Genomic DNA, 17,518 nt, shown 5'->3' with positions numbered 1-17,518 from the left:
GGCACGGGCCTGGCGATCGCGTTGCGTGCGGCGCGCGACGGCGCCAATGTGTTCATTGTGATCAAGATTATAACTGCGGAGTTCTTGTCGTTGGGTATTGCCGTCAATGCATATACCTGCTCAAGACATAATTCTTGAGAAGGAATTGGTGTACATTACGCGAACTGCATCACATTTTCTTGGCGCAGGCTGGTTAGAGGTTGGGGCAGGCCTATCTGGGATGGACAGGGCTATAGACCAGCAATCCTAGAGGGGGCGTTGTGATGACGGACGACACGTCGATTCGGTGTGTGGTGTGGTTCGGTGAACCTATCGGCGTTGAAAGAACCTGCCTGGCACAGGCAGGTTGGCATACGCGTGTAGCGGATGCGAATGCCCAGGGAGCTGGCGTTGGCATCCGGCGTGGCGACATCGTCGTTGCGATGGCGGATCTGCGCAAGGCTGATGTCGATACCTTGAGTCAAATGGCGAAGCTCATGGCCAATCATCCACGGCTTCCCTGGCTCGTCCTACTTTCGGTCGACACCGTAGTGCAGACCCCGGAAGTGGAGCGCGTGTTGCGTGCGTGCATCGATTTCTTCACGGCGCCGATCGATATGCAGCGCCTGATAGAGACGCTAGGCAATCTGGCGGGTGATACCCCGCTGCCCATCGCCTACTCCGATGTGCCCGGCATGATTGGTTCGAGTCCGGCGATGATGACTGTGGTAGCGAGCCTGCGTAAATACGCGCCGGTGGCCTTGCCGGTGTTGATTACCGGAGAGACCGGTACCGGCAAGGAAGTCGCCGCACGGGCCTTGCACAAATTGTCGCCGCGTCGGAACCGCCCTTTCGCGGCGATTAATTGTGGCGCACTGCCGGCGAACCTGGTGCAGTCGGAATTGTTTGGTCACGAGCGTGGTTCGTTCACGGGAGCTAATGCGCGCCGGATCGGCCACTTCGAGGCCGCGGAAGGCGGTACCGTGTTCCTCGATGAAGTGGGTGATCTGCCGTCGGATGCGCAGATCAGCTTGCTGCGATTGCTGCAGGAGGGCACTTTGGAGCGTGTCGGCTCCACACAATCGATCAAGCTTGACGTGCGCGTGCTGGCGGCGACTCACGTGGATCTGGAAAAAGCCGTTGCAGAAGGACGTTTTCGCGAAGATCTATATTACCGCCTCAACGTGCTTCGCCTGTGCATGCCGGCACTGCGCGAGCGCGCAGACGACGTGTTGCAGCTCGCGCAACTGTTCCTGGATGCGTTCCGCAAACAGCATGATTGCCATGCGCGCACATTCAGCGCACCAGCGCGCAAGGCGTTGCGCGACTTCGCCTGGCCCGGTAATGTGCGTGAATTGTTGAATCGCGTACAGCGTGCGGCGGTGGTGGCGGAGGGTGCGCAAATCAGCATAGCCGACCTCGATCTGCAAGATGCCGTCGCCACCCGTTCCGGTCACTCCAGCCTCGGCCTTACCCGCACCTCGGCCGAGCGTGATGCCGTCGTGGCTTGTTTGCGCGAGACCCGTTTCAACATCAGCGAATGCGCGCGTCGCCTCAAGGTGTCACGCGTCACGATCTATAGACTATGTAAGAAGCATCAGCTTGTTCTGGAAGACATGCATTAAAAGAGCCGTGCGCAGGTCAGGGGCCCACGCTGCTGTTTTGGCTCTTAGAACATATAGGGAATCTTGAACGTCAGCGTGAAATCCGGTGCGTCCGGCGTCATACCCATGCCTAGGATCGTCACGATCGTCGTATGCGGACTGAGCGCATACGTGAAGCCCAGGTTCAATGTTGCTGCGTTGGCTTGGCTACCGATAATTTTCGTCCATGGGCCGCCGGTTGCGCGCAGGGAATCTTTGCCATTGATGCGATCGCTGAAGGACATGCTCAAGCTGGCGCGATCATTGAACGCAAAAGCAATGCCCGCGCCGAAATAATAGACATTGGATAATTTTACACTGCCTGGCGTAACGACTTCGGGATCCGTATCGATATCGTTGAAGCTGCGCGTAAAGGAATGGATGAAGCCGACATTACCGAAGACGATCGCCGGATCCATCGTCTTCACAAATGACGAGGCCACCGTAGCCTGCCACACGCCATTGCCCGTAGGTTGCTTGGTCGGAATCGCGAATTCTTCGTATTGCGAGCTGGCAACGTTCACCCATTTGATGCCATAAGGTGCCTGGCCGGTTGGCGCAGTGACACCCAGCGTCAGTACAGTATCGGGGCGATGCGCTGTCTCGGTGAGTATCTTGTAATTGACTGAGAAATTGACGTCACCCAAACCCTTGCCGGTGGAATTGTGCTCATCCAGCGTGGCGGCTGAACCGCCTGCGCCGCCCTGTTGGTAATCCGTGGCGCGCCCGACGAAAGGTACGTCCAGGTTGACACTGAGCCTAGGCGTAATGGCGTAGCGTCCGATCAGGTCGTTGGTCAGCGAATCAGAGGTGACGCGGTCAATCGCGATATTGCCGAGAAAAATCGCGTTCAGCGCCAGGAAGCCGTTGAGCGTCAATTCGGCGCGATCGTAGTGGTTGTAGGTCAGGTCATCCTCAAGTGTGAATTTGCGGCTGAAGTAGGCATTCTGTTGCTGCTCCAGTACGTCTTGGACACTGCGGCTTTGCGTCGAGCTGCTGACTTGTGCCGATTGCGTGGTCGATGCGGCCTGTGTGTTTTCTATCGATGGGTTATTGCCGGTGCCTGCCGCATATGGCGATTCGTTGCTGGAGGCCGCTTCCGCCGGCAATGGCGCAACCGGAATCTTGCCGGCCAGGCGTGACTGCAATGTCTGTACTTCGGCATCGAGTACACGCAGTCGCCGCACTTCCTGTGCGTAACTGACCTTGAGCATCTGCAATTGGCGAACGAGCTCCTGTACATCCGCCTGATTTTTGGCACTCGTCGCCTGACCGGGCGCGGTGGACTGGGCATCCTGTCCAAAGGCGGCAAAACTCACGAAACCGGAAATCCAGCTGCACGCCACCGCTGTGGTCAAAAGTGTCTTGCACATGATGCTGTCCCCTGTGTGGGAGTGCATGTTGGGCTAGGGCATGCGCTCAGTGGCCGTTGAGATGGGTCAGAGTGGCCGACTGTGCCAGCGTATGCGCGAGCTGTTGGGTCGAATTCATCTGTTGCGTTACCAGATTTACAATCATTTGATTGGTGACGATCGCGTTATCGGTGGTCAGTACGATGGTCTGGCCCAGGCTTCCCGCATGAATCCATTGCGACGCGGAGCCTTGGCCTGCGATCGTAGTGGTCATCTCGGCACTATCGTTTGAATAGGTGGATGACACCGATGCATCGCCGACGGTCGCTGAGCGACCCGTGGGCGTGCTTATGCCCGTGTTAGTTGTCGTGCCGTTCGAAGAAGTGTTGCTGGTGTACGCGGTGTTGCTGTCTGGTGCGATATTCGTCGTTGATGAACTTGTGTTGGCCATCGGTCCGCTGGTGTTGACGCTGGCGGCTGACCATGATCCATTGGTTGAGCCTGTCGTGGTGCTGGTAGTGTTGGTGGTGGAAGCGTTTGGCGCACCACCGCCACTCTGGATGTTCAGACGGGTGACGTTGGCCGTGGCGTTGTTGTCGCCGGCAACTTGCACGCTTTGAACAAAGCCGCCGACATTCGCGAGGCCGCCGCTCTGCACGCTTCGACTGACCGTGGATTGCACCGTAGAAGCTGTCGGAAGCGGAGTATTCGGTGTCGTGATGGTGACTGTTGGAACAAAGGTCACTTGGGGTGAATTGGGGTTCTTGCTGAAGTTCATGCCCACGGTCATGGTGCCTTGCGCCACCTGCCCGGTATTGGTTTGAAAGGTGGAAATCATTTCCACGCCAAACCACACTACGGTGTTGTCGCCTACGATGTAGCGTCCACGCATGGTGGACAGTTCTTCATCGGTGACATCGTGGATGCCCGCGCCAAGGCGACTCCCACTGGTGTCGTTGGCAAGCGCGAAAACGCATCGGCAACTCATGACGAGTGCGATGGCGACAAAGATGAGTGAACGCTTATACATGACCGGATCCCTCAAAACATATTCAGATCGGCGTTGGTGAAGCCGAAATCAAGCAATTCGGCGTCGGTGATGGCGCCGCTACCTTGGCGTGCAAAAAGGCTTCTTGCACTAGGCTTGTCGACCGACTGAAGAAGAACGGTATGCCGGTCAAAATCACTTCCTATCACCACAAACAGAACATGCGATGGCCATGCTTTCATGAAGTCGTCAAGTCGCATGGTGCGGTTGCCGAGAATGGGGTCGGCGAGCTCGACTTGGTTATCGCGTATCTGCTTCAGAACAACGAAGTGGCGATAGCCACGGACATCCATCAGCACGATCACTGGCACGCGCAATGAGCGAAGATGTGCGATGTCGACACGATAGCCACGTCCACGAAGGCCAAGCAGCTCGACATAGTGCTTGATGTCCAGCATGGAAAAACCGCGCTGCTTGACTAGCACCGGATCGGCCACACCAAGCATCCCGTCAATGACGACGTTTTCGTCGACGTCCAGGTGATAGCCGTAGCGCAGGATGGTTGCCAGTGCCGCTGCACCGCAACTGTAGTCGGTGTGCTGGCGCACGATGTTGGTGTAATGCAGTTCCTGCATGCTGCTGACGCGCGTGGTGTATGGCGCACCATTCGGCAGCACACCGGAGAAACTCACGTCGCCTGCGTAAGCCTGTGTGCTCAGGCAAACCGTGGCGAGCCCGAGCAAGCCAATCATGTTCAAGCCGGCAAGTCGCATGTTTCCCGTCCCCTTGTCCTTGCGAAGGGAAGACCCCCTGCCCGCAGGGGACGGGCAGGGGGCTTCCACATGGTGCCCGGCGGCATGTCGCCGGGTTACCGCCCTCGTTGCCGTCTAGTGACGGCACATTCCGCTAGACCAACTTCTTACTTAGTGTTTGCCACTGCCATCGACAGGCTGTTGCTCTGCAGGTTGCCAGTGCCTGAAGCCTGGTTCAGGCCGATGTTGCCGCTGGCGCCACTGAGTACATCACCCGACAGGTTGGCGTTGTTGCTGGTGTTTTGCTGGCTGAAGCAGAATTCGTCGTATGGGTCGTTCGAGACCTTGTTGCCGGACCATTCCTGGTCAAGCGTTGAGGTTGCCAGCGCATACACGTTGTTCGACGTGGTGGCGGCGGCAAGCTGGTTCAGTTGCTCGTTGTTATCGCCTGCAACTTGGTTCACACCAATATTGCCCGACGCACCGTTAAAGGCATTGCCGCTGATGCTGGTGTTGTTGGTGGTGCCTTGATTTGACGTGTTGACATGCGACAAAGTTTGACTGGCAAATGTTTCAGCATCTGCCATTTCACCTGCGCTGTTGGAATCGTCGCCCCCACAACCGCTTCCCTCGCAACCGAAAGTGAAGTCTGCATCAGAGCCGGCCGCCGAGATGGCCGCACTGTTGCCCTGGGCGTTGAAGTCGCCTGCGGCCTGGTTCACACCAAGATTGCCCGATGCCGAGTTGCCGACGTCGCCGTTGATGTTGGAATCGTTGACGACCCCGACCTTATTGGTGACCGAGTTGTCGCTCGAACTTTGCGTGCCTTGGGAAAGTGCAACCGCTGCCGATTTGATGCTCATGCTGCCGTTGACGGTCGGACTGCCGTTGATGTTGATATTGGACGTCAGCGACACCTTCTTGGTGATCTGCACGCTGGTGCCGCTGTCATCCGCATACGCCATCGATGCGCTGAAGGCGCTCAACACGGTCAATGCGATCAAAGTCCTTCTAAAATTTGCGTTCATGGTGTTCTCTCCAGATGACTGGGTATTTCAGGTTTTAATCAATGCGAGGAAGGTGGTGCGGACAGCAAAAGCAAGTTGTCCGATGCGTTGCCGGACCCCGCGACCTGGTTGAGTTGCATCACACCGTTGAACCCTTCCATTGCGGACGGATCGACTTCCACGCTCCGCGTGCCGCTGGCCTGCGCATGCGGATTCGACGGTGATTGCCCCTCTGCCGACGCGGAGACGGCGGCCGACAGACTGCTGTCCGTCGCCTCGCGTATGCCTTGACTGGCCAGCGCCACGGCCACCCCATTCAATTGGGTATTGCTGTTGCCGCTGACCTGGTTGATGGAAGCGATGCCTTGACCGTTGTCATAAGCATGGCCGCCGATGATGGCGCTCGCGTAAAGCATTGCGCCGGGTGAATAGTTGCGTGCGTGTTGCTGAGCTTGAATCAGTGCGTCGGATTGCGTGCCTGTGGCGAACGCATGCAAATTGCCCTGCAGGTTGCCGTTGCCAGCCGCCGTGTTGACCGAGCTGACACCAGACGTGTCTTGCAGAGCATTGCCGCCGATGGTGTCGTTGTCGAGGTAGTTGAGCATCGCCGCATAGCTCTCCGGTGGGGTGCTTTGCGCGAATGCGCTGGCGCACATGCCGACAGTTAGCGGACTGGCCGCACACCAGACAAGGCGACTGAGAGTACGTTTCATCACCCCGCCCTCAGTGGCCGCCGACCAGCGAAATCTGCGAGACGGCACTGGTGACTTGGTCGCCAATAGCTCGCGTGTTGTCGGTGATGGTCGCGGCTGCACCTCCCGGCCCGGGGCTGCCCACCACGTTGCTGACACCGTTATTGGCCGCGCCTGCGCTGTTGCCACCGGTATTGATGCCGAGTGCCGCGTTCAATGAGCGCTGCATACTGCTTTGACCCGGGCTGGCACCGCGGGCGCTGACGCTGGCGGTGAGGTCGGCGATCTCGCTATCGCTCATCTCGCCCCCACCGCCATTGAGCGAATTGTTGAGTTGGGGGTTGGGCGATGCATTGACCATCAGGGCCATACCCGGCGCGATCGGGTTCCGATCGGCGGGGCGAGCCGCGACATTGCGGATCAGCACGATGTCACCTGGGCCGGCTTTCTGGCCAACATGCGCGCCGTCGGCAAACGAGATGGCGGGCATCATCGCTATCGCAATCAATCCAGCGATGGATGCGCAACGGCATGCTTTGCTTTGGATCAGCGGGTGAGTGCTTTCCATGGGCGAACCTCCCCTTCGTGTCGCTAAATAAACGGCAAACACCGTGCCAGGCATCGAAAACCCTGCAAAATCACGGTCTAACGTAGACAGATCGTCTAAGTGGCGCGGAGCGGTTGTAACAGGCAGTGACAGCTGACATGGTTGAGAGATGCCCGCAAGCCTTGCTGTGACGCGATTTTTTCGGGAGTAGCAACGGTGATACAGGTCGTGTCAGGGTGCACAACGCGGGCGTATGTTGGAAAGGCTGGCGTTAGTCAGGTGTGCTGACTAGGATGAAGATCACCCCAAAACTCATCCCGTGGCACGGTCATTGCGGTCGCGCCAGAAGTACGTCATGTATTAAATGCAGGAGTCTCCCGTGCCATCTCTCATCGATCTCGGCAAACGCTATTGGCTGCTGGTGTACAAGCCGCGCGAACTCGTGCTCGATCATGGCAAGGGGGCGCGGGTGTGGGATACAGAGAAGCGCGATTACATCGACTTCGGCGCAGGCATTGCCGTCAACGCACTCGGTCATCATGATCCCGATCTGCTTGCTGCGTTGACAGAACAAGCTGGCAAGCTCTGGCATAGCAGCAATGTGTTCTATACCGAGCCACCGCTGCATCTCGCACAAGAACTGGTTGAGGTCTCCGGTTTTGCCGAACGTGTGTTCTTGTGTAATTCGGGTGCTGAAGCCAATGAAGCAGCGATCAAGCTGGTTCGCAAATGGGCGGCCGCACAAAGGCGTACGCCGGATCGGCGCGTCATTATCACGTTCCGCGGTTCTTTTCACGGACGTACGCTCGCCACGGTTACTGCGACCGCGCAATCGAAATATCAGGAAGGTTATGAGCCGCTACCAGGTGGTTTCCGCTATCTGGATTTCAACGATGCCGATGCGCTCAAGCATGCTTTTGCTGCCGGTGACATTGCGGCAGTAATGCTGGAGCCAGTGCAGGGTGAGGGTGGTGTGCAGCCTGTGGCGCCTGGCTTTCTGAAGCGAGTGCGCGAACTATGCGATGCGTATGACGCCTTGCTGGTGCTGGATGAAATCCAATGTGGCATGGGGCGTACCGGTACTTTGTTTGCGCACATGCAGGACGATGTGAAGCCGGACATCGTGACCTTGGCGAAGGCCCTGGGTTGCGGTTTTCCCATTGGGGCGATGCTGGCGGGTCCGAAAGTGGCGGAGATCATGCAGTTTGGCGTGCATGGCACCACTTTTGGCGGCAACCCGATGGCTGCTGCGGTAGCACGCGTTGCACTGCGCAAATTGGCGTCGGCCGAAGTGTTGCAAAATGTGCGGCATCAATCCGCAATGCTTCGCGAAGCGCTGGCGTCGCTTGGCAAAGAGCTAGATTTGTTCTCGGATGTTCGCGGACGTGGTTTGATGCTAGGTGCTGTGCTATCGGAAAAGTATCGTGGTAAGGCTGGCGAAGTTCTTGATTTCGCCGCATCGCACGGCTTGCTTGTGTTGCAGGCAGGGCCGAACGTACTGCGCTTCGTGCCGCCATTGAACATTACGGACGAAGAGATGGCTGATGGCCTGACGCGCCTTCGCGCAGCATTGAACGCGTTTGTGGCGCAATAATTGGTATTGTCCAAGCAACAACGATTAGGAGTATCACAATGAAATATCTGCACAGTATGGTCCGCGTGCGTGACCTTGATGCTTCGCTGCGTTTCTACTGCGAGGGCCTTGGGCTCAAGCAAGTGCGCCGACTGGATGTGCCGGAAGGAAAGTACACCCTAGTTTATCTAGCGGCGCCGGAAAATCCTGAGGCCGAAGTGGAACTGACCCATAACTGGGACTCAGAAGAGGATTATGGTTCGGCGCGAAACTTCGGGCATCTCGCGTTTCGCGTCAAGGATATCTACGCTACCTGCGAGCATTTGCAATCGATGGGTTACATCATCAACCGGCCGCCGCGCGATGGTCACATGGCCTTTGTCCGTTCGCCGGATCTTATTTCGATTGAGTTGCTGCAGGACGGCCACATGCCACCGCGCGAGCCGTGGGTGTCGATGCGGAATACTGGCGTGTGGTAATGGCGCGCCTTGGCGTAAGGTCAGTTGTTTTCGGCGGGTAGTTCGATGCCGCAAATTCTGCAATAACGCGCATCGCCCTCATGATCAGCTTGACCACATTGCGTGCAAGGCCGATATTTGCGCCTGGTACGTATACCCGCAGCCAACTCCGCGGTAAAGATACCGGTGGGCACAGCGATGATGCTGTAGCCAATCAAGATGATCATGGAAGTGAGCATCTTGCCCAGCGTGGTCTTCGGCGTAATGTCGCCGAAGCCCACCGTAGTCATGGTGACAATCGCCCAGTACATTGATGTGGGGATAGAAGTAAAGCCGTCCTCGGGTCCTTCGATCAAATACATCAGCGCGCCGAAGATCAGCACCAACGTGACAATTGTGCTGAAAAACACCAAGACCTTGCGGCGAGCACGGATCAGCGTATACCACAGTAGATCCGCCTCGCCGACGTAGCGCGTGAGTTTCAGGATGCGGAAGATGCGCAGGATGCGCAGCGCGCGCACAACCAGCAGATATTGGCTTCCCGCGGCGACGAGGCTGATCCATGTGGGCAGCACTGCAAGCATGTCGACGATGCCGAAAAAGCTTCGCGCGTAACGCCACGGTCGATCGACCACCAAAATGCGCATCACGTATTCCAGTGTGAAAGCCAGCGTAAACAGCCATTCAAGTGTGTAGAAAAATTTACCGTATTGTACATGGGCCTGGGCGACGCTATCGAATACTGCCACGGTGATGCTGCCCAGGATAGCGATGATCAGCAATACATCAAAACGGCGTCCTGCTGCATCCTCATGTCCGAAAATGATATGGAACCAGCACGCACGCCATCCTGTTTGCGCAGCGGGATTGAACTGATCGGCAAAGGGCGTGCGGTTGTTCATTGTGATCAGCCGGTACGGGTCAGGCGCATCGCTGCACGTGCTGCATCCAGCGTCGCGGCGATATCTTCATCGCTGTGCGCCGATGAAAGGAACCCGGCTTCGAAAGCGCTGGGTGCTAGATACACGCCGCGTTCGAGCATGCTGTGGAAGAAGCGATTGAACATTGCCAAATTTGCCGCGATAGCTTGAGTGTAGCTGCCCACTTTTTCATGTGTGAAGAACATTCCGAACATGCCGCCCACTCGGTTGGTGCTGAAGGGAACGCCTTCGCCATCGGCTACGGCTTGCAATTCGTCCGTGAGTAGGCGTGTGCGTGCCGCCAGTGTGTCGTAGAAGCCGGGCGTTTGCACCAATTCCAGCATGGCCAGACCAGCGGCCATGGCGACGGGATTTCCACTCAGGGTGCCTGCCTGGTAGATCGGCCCGGCCGGTGCAATCTGTTCCATCAGGTCTCGACGACCGCCGTAGGCGCCCACAGGCATGCCGCCACCGATGATCTTGCCGAAAGTGGTGAGGTCAGGAGTGATGTCGTAATGTGCCTGCGCGCCACCAAGCGCGACGCGAAAACCCGTCATCACTTCGTCGAAAATCAGCAAAGCGCCATGGCGCGTACACAGTTCTCGCAAACCTTGCAGGTAACCCTCTTTGGGCGGAATGCAGTTCATGTTGCCAGCGACCGGTTCGATGATGAGGCCGGCGATGTCCGCGCCATGCTCGACGAAAAGTGCTTGCGCTGCGGCGAGATCGTTGTAGGGCAGCGTCAGTGTGAGATCCGCATTGGCTTTGGGGACACCCGGTGATGTGGGTATGCCGAAGGTGAGTGCGCCCGAGCCGGCCTTCACCAGGAAGCTATCGCCATGGCCGTGGTAGCAGCCTTCGAATTTCACGATCTTGCTACGGCCGGTGGCACCGCGAGCGAGGCGGATGGCGGACATAGTTGCTTCTGTGCCGGAATTCACCATACGAACCATATCTACGGACGGCACTAGCTTGATGATGGTTTCCGCCATGGTGACTTCGGCTGGGCACGGCGTGCCAAACGACAGGCCATCGCGCACAGCCCGTTCGACGGCTTCGCGTACTTTCGGATGATTGTGCCCCACAATCATCGGGCCCCATGAGCCGACGTAGTCGATGTAGCGGTTTCCTTCTACATCCCACAAATAAGCGCCGTCGGCACGTTTGGTGAAAAAAGGTTCACCGCCCACCGACTTGAAGGCGCGCACCGGTGAGTTCACGCCACCGGGTATCCGGTACAAGGCGCGCTGGAACAGTTCGTGATTCGTCATGGATAACTCAATCAGGGAAGGAAGTGAGCTGAGGCTTGGGGGCATGGCGTCGAAATGGCAATGAATCATCGTTCGTTCCTACCGCCGATGTCGTGCCATTGTCCGGCCTGATGCTGTCTATCGCTACTGCTACCTGTCGCACGTGACGCTGTGTCGCATTGAGTGTGGCTACGTGAGCAGGCGTTTGATCTGCCCCGCTTTCGTGTTGGCAAAGGAGTTGCGAGAATGCTGCATTAACCTAAGCTCTGGTGACGCAATCCATGAATCAAACTTCTACCGACACCGCACTGCGCAAATGGATGTGTGTAGTCTGCGGTTTCATCTATGAGGAGGCTCTGGGGTTACCGGAGGAAGGCATTGATCCCGGTACACGTTGGAGTGATGTGCCTGATACCTGGACGTGCCCGGATTGCGGTGCGACCAAGGACGACTTCGAGATGATCGAAATTGACTGAATCGCCGCGAGCTGCCTGCAAATCGCCCGATTTCGCCAGTGCGCAGGCTGTTTCTCCTGTTGGAATGATCCTAGCGTGAACCCTTTCCCCCGAGGAGCAGTCATGTTGCAATTCATTCCCTTTGAAGACGACTGGGACGCTCTCGAAAAGCTATGTCCTGAAGCACTGATTCCCTATCGCGCAGGCCTGGTGCCGGTTCATGAGCCTGGTGAGGGTCAGTTGGGAGGGCCTCGGGGCCTGGAATCCCTTCAGTCCGGCTATTCCACTCCACCTCCCTGATAGCAGCGCGTCTCGGGAAATGGACCGATTTAGTGCCCTCATTGTGCGAGTCGGGGCGGTCTGCAAGATGCCCCCTAGCGAAGGGGCTTGCCGAAATTCCCAGCCTCGCTGAGACCATGTGTGGATGGATTGTGGTCGTGAGGGAGGGCACTCATTCGTCATTGAGTTCGCTTTGCCCCTTCACAGCTCCCCGGACAGGCGCTATGATTCCATCCCCATTCAACGAGCAGCTCTTCGTTGAAGGCGCCCTCCGCTCGAAGCAACTTTCCAAAAGTTGGGTGTTGACGGAAGTCGAAAGGGATGTAGAATGAGCGGCTCACCCGGGACGAAATGTTCAGGTAGCGATCTGAAGAAAAGGTCGCAAGAGATTGATCTTTGACAGTGTGCGCAGGTGACTTGTGTGGGCGCCTTGTGGTGGATGGACGATCTGTCCAAACCAATGCAAGCGTCTAACCTAAGAGTCAATTCAAAAGCTTGACGTTTTAAGGTTAGGACAACGCTTCAGAAAGATAGACCATTTTCGGATGGTCGAAAACTTAAGTGAAGAGTTTGATCCTGGCTCAGATTGAACGCTGGCGGCATGCCTAACACATGCAAGTCGAACGGCAGCACAGGTAGCAATACCGGGTGGCGAGTGGCGGACGGGTGAGGAAAGCATCGGGACCTGCCCAGACGTGGGGGATAACGTAGGGAAACTTACGCTAATACCGCATACGTCCTACGGGAGAAAGCGGGGGATCGCAAGACCTCGCGCGGTTGGATGGACCGATGTTCGATTAGCTAGTTGGTGAGGTAATGGCTCACCAAGGCGACGATCGATAGCTGGTCTGAGAGGATGATCAGCCACACTGGGACTGAGACACGGCCCAGACTCCTACGGGAGGCAGCAGTGGGGAATATTGGACAATGGGCGCAAGCCTGATCCAGCAATGCCGCGTGTGTGAAGAAGGCCTTCGGGTTGTAAAGCACTTTTATCAGGAGCGAAATGTTACCGGTTAATACCCGGTGAAGCTGACGGTACCTGAGGAATAAGCACCGGCTAACTTCGTGCCAGCAGCCGCGGTAATACGAAGGGTGCAAGCGTTAATCGGAATTACTGGGCGTAAAGCGTGCGTAGGCGGTGGCTTAAGTCTGCTGTGAAATCCCCGGGCTCAACCTGGGAATGGCAGTGGATACTGAGTCGCTAGAGTGTGATAGAGGATGGTGGAATTCCCGGTGTAGCGGTGAAATGCGTAGAGATCGGGAGGAACATCAGTGGCGAAGGCGGCCATCTGGATCAACACTGACGCTGAGGCACGAAAGCGTGGGGAGCAAACAGGATTAGATACCCTGGTAGTCCACGCCCTAAACGATGCGAACTGGATGTTGGTCTCAACTCGGAGATCAGTGTCGAAGCTAACGCGTTAAGTTCGCCGCCTGGGGAGTACGGTCGCAAGACTGAAACTCAAAGGAATTGACGGGGGCCCGCACAAGCGGTGGAGTATGTGGTTTAATTCGATGCAACGCGAAGAACCTTACCTGGCCTTGACATGTCGAGAACCTTTCAGAGATGAGAGGGTGCCTTCGGGAACTCGAACACAGGTGCTGCATGGCTGTCGTCAGCTCGTGTCGTGAGATGTTGGGTTAAGTCCCGCAACGAGCGCAACCCTTGTCCTTAGTTGCCAGCACGTAAAGGTGGGAACTCTAAGGAGACTGCCGGTGACAAACCGGAGGAAGGTGGGGATGACGTCAAGTCATCATGGCCCTTACGGCCAGGGCTACACACGTACTACAATGGTCGGTACAGAGGGTTGCGAAGCCGCGAGGTGAAGCCAATCCCAGAAAGCCGATCCCAGTCCGGATCGAAGTCTGCAACTCGACTTCGTGAAGTCGGAATCGCTAGTAATCGCAGATCAGCTATGCTGCGGTGAATACGTTCCCGGGCCTTGTACACACCGCCCGTCACACCATGGGAGTGAGTTGCTCCAGAAGCCGTTAGCCTAACCGCAAGGAGGGCGACGACCACGGAGTGATTCATGACTGGGGTGAAGTCGTAACAAGGTAGCCGTATCGGAAGGTGCGGCTGGATCACCTCCTTTCGAGAACGACAGAACCATCCCCGCAAGACGTCCACACAAGACACCTGCACATCCGCACGCCGACGGCGTGAACGATTTTTTCCGTAAGGAGAAGTTCGTGACAGCTTTATGGGTCTGTAGCTCAGGTGGTTAGAGCGCACCCCTGATAAGGGTGAGGCCGGTGGTTCGAGTCCACCTAGACCCACCAGTTACTAGGGTGCTGATCCATCGGCAACAGCCCGGCCATCCCTGGCCGGACTCTTCAAGGAAAAGCCGCTTCGAACAAAGCGACTGCAAACTTGAAGAACCCATGGTTACGGGGCCATAGCTCAGCTGGGAGAGCACCTGCTTTGCAAGCAGGGGGTCGTCGGTTCGATCCCGACTGGCTCCACCAGTTTCGCGAAAAGCAAGCGGATGTGTAGCGCACACAAAAGATTTTGAAACGGTACGGCGTTGAGGCCGGCATTGTGTTCTTTGAAAAAGTAAACGAGTGACAAGCGTCTTGGTAAAACCTGGATGACATAAGTCAAGACTTATGTCGCCAAACCGAGATGTGTCGTTGAGGCAAACGACGAAGAGTTGATTGGCGTATGACACGAATGGCTGCGAGGCGATTTGGGGTTATATGGTCAAGCGACCAAGCGTATACGGTGGATGCCTTGGCAGTCAGAGGCGATGAAGGACGTGGCAGCCTGCGAAAAGTGTCGGGGAGCTGGCAACAAGCTTTGATCCGGCAATGTCCGAATGGGGAAACCCACTGCGTAAGCAGTATCCAGCACTGAATTCATAGGTGTTGGAAGCGAACCCGGGGAACTGAAATATCTAAGTACCCGGAGGAAAAGAAATCAACCGAGATTCCGTCAGTAGCGACGAGCGAACGCGGAGCAGCCCAAAAGTGCAGCATGTTTTAGCCGAAGGGTCTGGAAAGGCCAGCCATAGCAGGTGATAGCCCTGTAGGCGAAAGGGCAGGTTGCATGAAATTGAGTAAGGCGAGGCACGAGAAACCTTGTCTGAACATGGGGGGACCATCCTCCAAGGCTAAATACTCCTGACTGACCGATAGCGAACAAGTACCGTGAGGGAAAGGCGAAAAGAACCCCGGAGAGGGGAGTGAAATAGACCCTGAAACCGTATACGTACAAGCAGTGGAAGCCCGCAAGGGTGACTGCGTACCTTTTGTATAATGGGTCAGCGACTTACTGTCAGTGGCGAGCTTAACCGTTTAGGGGAGGCGAAGGGAAACCGAGTCTGAATAGGGCGCATAGTCTCTGGCAGTAGACCCGAAACCGAGTGATCTATCCTTGGCCAGGTTGAAGGTGCGGTAACACGCACTGGAGGACCGAACCCACATCTGTTGCAATAGATGGGGATGAGCTGAGGATAGGAGTGAAAGGCTAAACAAACTCGGAGATAGCTGGTTCTCCTCGAAAGCTATTTAGGTAGCGCCTCGTATGAATCTTCCTGGGGGTAGAGCACTGTTATGGCTAGCGGGTCATCGCGACTTAGCAAACCATGGCAAACTCCGAATACCAGGACAGACTGTACGGGAGACACACGGCGGGTGCTAACGTCCGTCGTGAAAAGGGAAACAACCCAGACCCGCAGCTAAGGTCCCCAAGTACATGCTAAGTGGAAAACGATGTGGAAAGGCATAGACAGCCAGGAGGTTGGCTTAGAAGCAGCCACCCTTTAAAGAAAGCGTAATAGCTCACTGGTCGAGTCGGTCTGCGCGGAAGATTTAACGGGGCTAAGCATGACACCGAAGCTCGGGGTGCACAGCAATGTGCGCGGTAGAGGAGCGTTCTGTACGCCTGCGAAGGTGGGTTGAGAAGCCTGCTGGAGGTATCAGAAGTGCGAATGCTGACATGAGTAACGATAATGCGGGTGAAAAGCCCGCACGCCGAAAGCCCAAGGTTTCCTCGCGCAACGTTCATCGGCGCAGGGTGAGTCGGCCCCTAAGGCGAGGCTGAAAAGCGTAGTCGATGGGAAGCTGGTTAATATTCCAGCACTGGACTGTAGTGCGATGTGGGGACGGAGAAGGTTAGGTCTACCGGGCGTTGGTTGTCCCGGGGAAAGGCGGTAGGTGGGATGCTTAGGCAAATCCGGGCATCCATACACCGAGCACCGAGACGAGCCCAATTGGGCGAAGTGACTGAGACCACGCTTCCAGGAAAAGCCACTAAGCTTCAGCTACAGCCAACCGTACCGTAAACCGACACTGGTAGGCAGGGTGAGAATCCCAAGGCGCTTGAGAGAACTCGGGTGAAGGAACTAGGCAAAATGGCACCGTAACTTCGGGAGAAGGTGCGCCCGCCGGTGTGGTCACATGCGTGACTGAGCACTAGCGGGTCGCAGTAACCTGGCCGCTGCGACTGTTTATCAAAAACACAGCACTCTGCAAACACGAAAGTGGACGTATAGGGTGTGACGCCTGCCCGGTGCTGGAAGGTTAATTGATGGGGTCAGCCGCAAGGCGAAGCTCTTGATCGAAGCCCCAGTAAACGGCGGCCGTAACTATAACGGTCCTAAGGTAGCGAAATTCCTTGTCGGGTAAGTTCCGACCTGCACGAATGGCGTAACGACAGCGGCGCTGTCTCCACCCGAGACTCAGTGAAATTGAAATCGCTGTGAAGATGCAGCGTTCCCGCGGCAAGACGGAAAGACCCCGTGAACCTTTACTATAGCTTTACACTGAACGTTGAGTTCTTTTGTGTAGGATAGGTGGGAGGCTATGAAACCAGGACGCTAGTCTTGGTGGAGCCAACCTTGAAATACCACCCTGAAGTGCTTGACGTTCTAACCTAGGTCCGTAATCCGGATCGGGGACCGTGTATGGTGGGTAGTTTGACTGGGGCGGTCTCCTCCCAAAGCGTAACGGAGGAGCACGAAGGTACGCTCAGCGCGGTCGGACATCGCGCACTGTGTGCAAAGGCATAAGCGTGCTTGACTGCGAGATCGACGGATCAAGCAGGTACGAAAGTAGGTCTTAGTGATCCGGTGGTTCTGTATGGAAGGGCCATCGCTCAACGGATAAAAGGTACTCCGGGGATAACAGGCTGATACCGCCCAAGAGTTCATATCGACGGCGGTGTTTGGCACCTCGATGTCGGCTCATCACATCCTGGGGCTGTAGCCGGTCCCAAGGGTATGGCTGTTCGCCATTTAAAGTGGTACGCGAGCTGGGTTCAGAACGTCGTGAGACAGTTCGGTCCCTATCTGTCGTGGGCGTTGGAGATTTGAGGGGGGCTGCTCCTAGTACGAGAGGACCGGAGTGGACGTTCCGCTGGTGTTCGGGTTGTCATGCCCATGGCATTGCCCGGTAGCTATGAACGGAAGTGATAACCGCTGAAAGCATCTAAGCGGGAAGCACGCCCCAAGATGAGATCTCCCGAGACTTTAGTCTCCTAAAGGCCCCATCAAGACTAGGTGGTTGATAGGTGCGATGTGGACGTGCAGCAATGCATTGAGCTAACGCATACTAATGAGCCGTGCGGCTTGACCATATAACCCCAAGACGCTTCGTATACAGGCCCTTCTGTGACGAG

The 17,518-nt window shown here is 56.5% G+C and carries 12 protein-coding genes, 2 tRNA genes and 2 rRNA genes; 8 read left to right on the top strand and 8 right to left on the bottom strand.

Annotated features, from left to right (window positions below):
- Window positions 1–263: 263 nt before the first annotated feature.
- Window positions 264–1,604: a sigma-54 dependent transcriptional regulator gene (locus EO087_RS09060; protein ID WP_128898584.1), complete on the top strand. Its 1,341-nt coding sequence runs from the start codon at window positions 264–266 to the stop codon at window positions 1,602–1,604.
- A 44-nt stretch (window positions 1,605–1,648) separates the two neighbouring features.
- Here EO087_RS09060 and EO087_RS09055 read toward each other — a convergent pair whose 3' ends face one another.
- From EO087_RS09055 to EO087_RS09030, 6 genes are all read right to left on the bottom strand, one after another.
- Window positions 1,649–2,995 carry a hypothetical protein gene (locus EO087_RS09055; RefSeq protein WP_240669005.1) on the bottom strand — a complete coding sequence of 449 codons (1,347 nt, stop codon included), beginning with the start codon at window positions 2,993–2,995 and terminating at the stop codon, window positions 1,649–1,651.
- 46 nt (window positions 2,996–3,041) lie between these two features.
- Entirely contained in the window at window positions 3,042–4,004 is a 963-nt protein-coding gene (locus EO087_RS09050; protein WP_128898583.1) for a hypothetical protein, read from the bottom strand.
- 11 nt (window positions 4,005–4,015) lie between these two features.
- A complete protein-coding gene (locus EO087_RS09045) occupies window positions 4,016–4,735 on the bottom strand; it encodes a C39 family peptidase (RefSeq protein WP_128898582.1) in 720 nt (239 codons plus the stop codon).
- Window positions 4,736–4,881: 146 nt separating this feature from the next.
- Window positions 4,882–5,742 carry a hypothetical protein gene (locus EO087_RS09040; RefSeq protein ID WP_128898581.1) on the bottom strand — a complete coding sequence of 287 codons (861 nt, stop codon included), beginning with the start codon at window positions 5,740–5,742 and terminating at the stop codon, window positions 4,882–4,884.
- A 38-nt stretch (window positions 5,743–5,780) separates the two neighbouring features.
- A complete protein-coding gene (locus tag EO087_RS09035; protein ID WP_128898580.1) occupies window positions 5,781–6,434 on the bottom strand; it encodes a hypothetical protein in 654 nt (217 codons plus the stop codon).
- Window positions 6,435–6,444: 10 nt separating this feature from the next.
- Window positions 6,445–6,981 (bottom strand): hypothetical protein, encoded by a 537-nt coding sequence (locus tag EO087_RS09030; RefSeq protein ID WP_128898579.1) that lies wholly within the window; start codon window positions 6,979–6,981, stop codon window positions 6,445–6,447.
- 343 nt (window positions 6,982–7,324) lie between these two features.
- On the opposite strand from EO087_RS09030, the gene EO087_RS09025 reads away from it, so the two are divergent.
- On the top strand, window positions 7,325–8,554 hold the full coding sequence (locus EO087_RS09025; RefSeq protein WP_128898578.1) for an acetylornithine/succinylornithine family transaminase: 1,230 nt from the start codon (window positions 7,325–7,327) through the stop codon (window positions 8,552–8,554).
- A 38-nt stretch (window positions 8,555–8,592) separates the two neighbouring features.
- Window positions 8,593–9,012 carry a VOC family protein gene (locus EO087_RS09020; RefSeq protein ID WP_128898577.1) on the top strand — a complete coding sequence of 140 codons (420 nt, stop codon included), beginning with the start codon at window positions 8,593–8,595 and terminating at the stop codon, window positions 9,010–9,012.
- A gap of 20 nt (window positions 9,013–9,032) precedes the next feature.
- On the opposite strand, the gene EO087_RS09015 is transcribed toward EO087_RS09020, so the two are convergent.
- Both EO087_RS09015 and hemL read right to left on the bottom strand, forming a co-directional pair.
- Complete coding sequence (locus tag EO087_RS09015) at window positions 9,033–9,893, bottom strand: ion transporter (protein ID WP_128898576.1); 861 nt, start codon at window positions 9,891–9,893, stop codon at window positions 9,033–9,035.
- A 5-nt stretch (window positions 9,894–9,898) separates the two neighbouring features.
- Window positions 9,899–11,182, bottom strand: coding sequence for a glutamate-1-semialdehyde 2,1-aminomutase (gene hemL / locus EO087_RS09010; protein WP_128898575.1), 1,284 nt, complete (start codon window positions 11,180–11,182; stop codon window positions 9,899–9,901).
- A 260-nt stretch (window positions 11,183–11,442) separates the two neighbouring features.
- Between hemL and EO087_RS09005 the strand changes: the two genes are divergently transcribed.
- The 5 genes from EO087_RS09005 to EO087_RS08985 all read left to right on the top strand — a co-directional run bounded on the left by EO087_RS09005 (window position 11,443) and on the right by EO087_RS08985 (window position 17,476).
- Complete coding sequence (locus EO087_RS09005; RefSeq protein ID WP_128898574.1) at window positions 11,443–11,637, top strand: rubredoxin; 195 nt, start codon at window positions 11,443–11,445, stop codon at window positions 11,635–11,637.
- An 816-nt stretch (window positions 11,638–12,453) separates the two neighbouring features.
- Window positions 12,454–13,994, top strand: a 16S ribosomal RNA gene (locus EO087_RS09000).
- A gap of 110 nt (window positions 13,995–14,104) precedes the next feature.
- A tRNA-Ile gene (locus tag EO087_RS08995) sits at window positions 14,105–14,181 on the top strand.
- A 110-nt stretch (window positions 14,182–14,291) separates the two neighbouring features.
- Window positions 14,292–14,367: transfer RNA gene (locus EO087_RS08990), tRNA-Ala, on the top strand.
- Between the two features lie 233 nt (window positions 14,368–14,600).
- A 23S ribosomal RNA gene (locus EO087_RS08985) occupies window positions 14,601–17,476 on the top strand.
- Together the 16S and 23S rRNA genes with 2 tRNA genes alongside form the textbook arrangement of a ribosomal RNA operon.
- The last annotated feature ends 42 nt before the right edge of the window (window positions 17,477–17,518 follow it).

It is taken from the genome of Dyella sp. M7H15-1 (assembly GCF_004114615.1).
Taxonomy (GTDB): Bacteria; Pseudomonadota; Gammaproteobacteria; order Xanthomonadales; family Rhodanobacteraceae; genus Dyella_B.
Note: the sequence above shows the minus strand (reverse complement) of the source record. Positions and strands in the feature narration are given on the sequence as shown.

Excerpts from the sequence above, each read along its gene's own strand:
- EO087_RS09060 (WP_128898584.1), top strand. The coding sequence starts at position 264 with ATGACGGACGACACGTCGATTCGGTGTGTGGTGTGGTTCGGTGAACCT.
- EO087_RS09055 (WP_240669005.1), bottom strand. The coding sequence starts at position 2,995 with ATGTGCAAGACACTTTTGACCACAGCGGTGGCGTGCAGCTGGATTTCC.
- EO087_RS09050 (WP_128898583.1), bottom strand. The coding sequence starts at position 4,004 with ATGTATAAGCGTTCACTCATCTTTGTCGCCATCGCACTCGTCATGAGT.
- EO087_RS09045 (WP_128898582.1), bottom strand. The coding sequence starts at position 4,735 with ATGCGACTTGCCGGCTTGAACATGATTGGCTTGCTCGGGCTCGCCACG.
- EO087_RS09040 (WP_128898581.1), bottom strand. The coding sequence starts at position 5,742 with ATGAACGCAAATTTTAGAAGGACTTTGATCGCATTGACCGTGTTGAGC.
- EO087_RS09035 (WP_128898580.1), bottom strand. The coding sequence starts at position 6,434 with ATGAAACGTACTCTCAGTCGCCTTGTCTGGTGTGCGGCCAGTCCGCTA.
- EO087_RS09030 (WP_128898579.1), bottom strand. The coding sequence starts at position 6,981 with ATGGAAAGCACTCACCCGCTGATCCAAAGCAAAGCATGCCGTTGCGCA.
- EO087_RS09025 (WP_128898578.1), top strand. The coding sequence starts at position 7,325 with ATGCAGGAGTCTCCCGTGCCATCTCTCATCGATCTCGGCAAACGCTAT.
- EO087_RS09020 (WP_128898577.1), top strand. The coding sequence starts at position 8,593 with ATGAAATATCTGCACAGTATGGTCCGCGTGCGTGACCTTGATGCTTCG.
- EO087_RS09015 (WP_128898576.1), bottom strand. The coding sequence starts at position 9,893 with ATGAACAACCGCACGCCCTTTGCCGATCAGTTCAATCCCGCTGCGCAA.
- hemL (WP_128898575.1), bottom strand. The coding sequence starts at position 11,182 with ATGACGAATCACGAACTGTTCCAGCGCGCCTTGTACCGGATACCCGGT.
- EO087_RS09005 (WP_128898574.1), top strand. The coding sequence starts at position 11,443 with ATGAATCAAACTTCTACCGACACCGCACTGCGCAAATGGATGTGTGTA.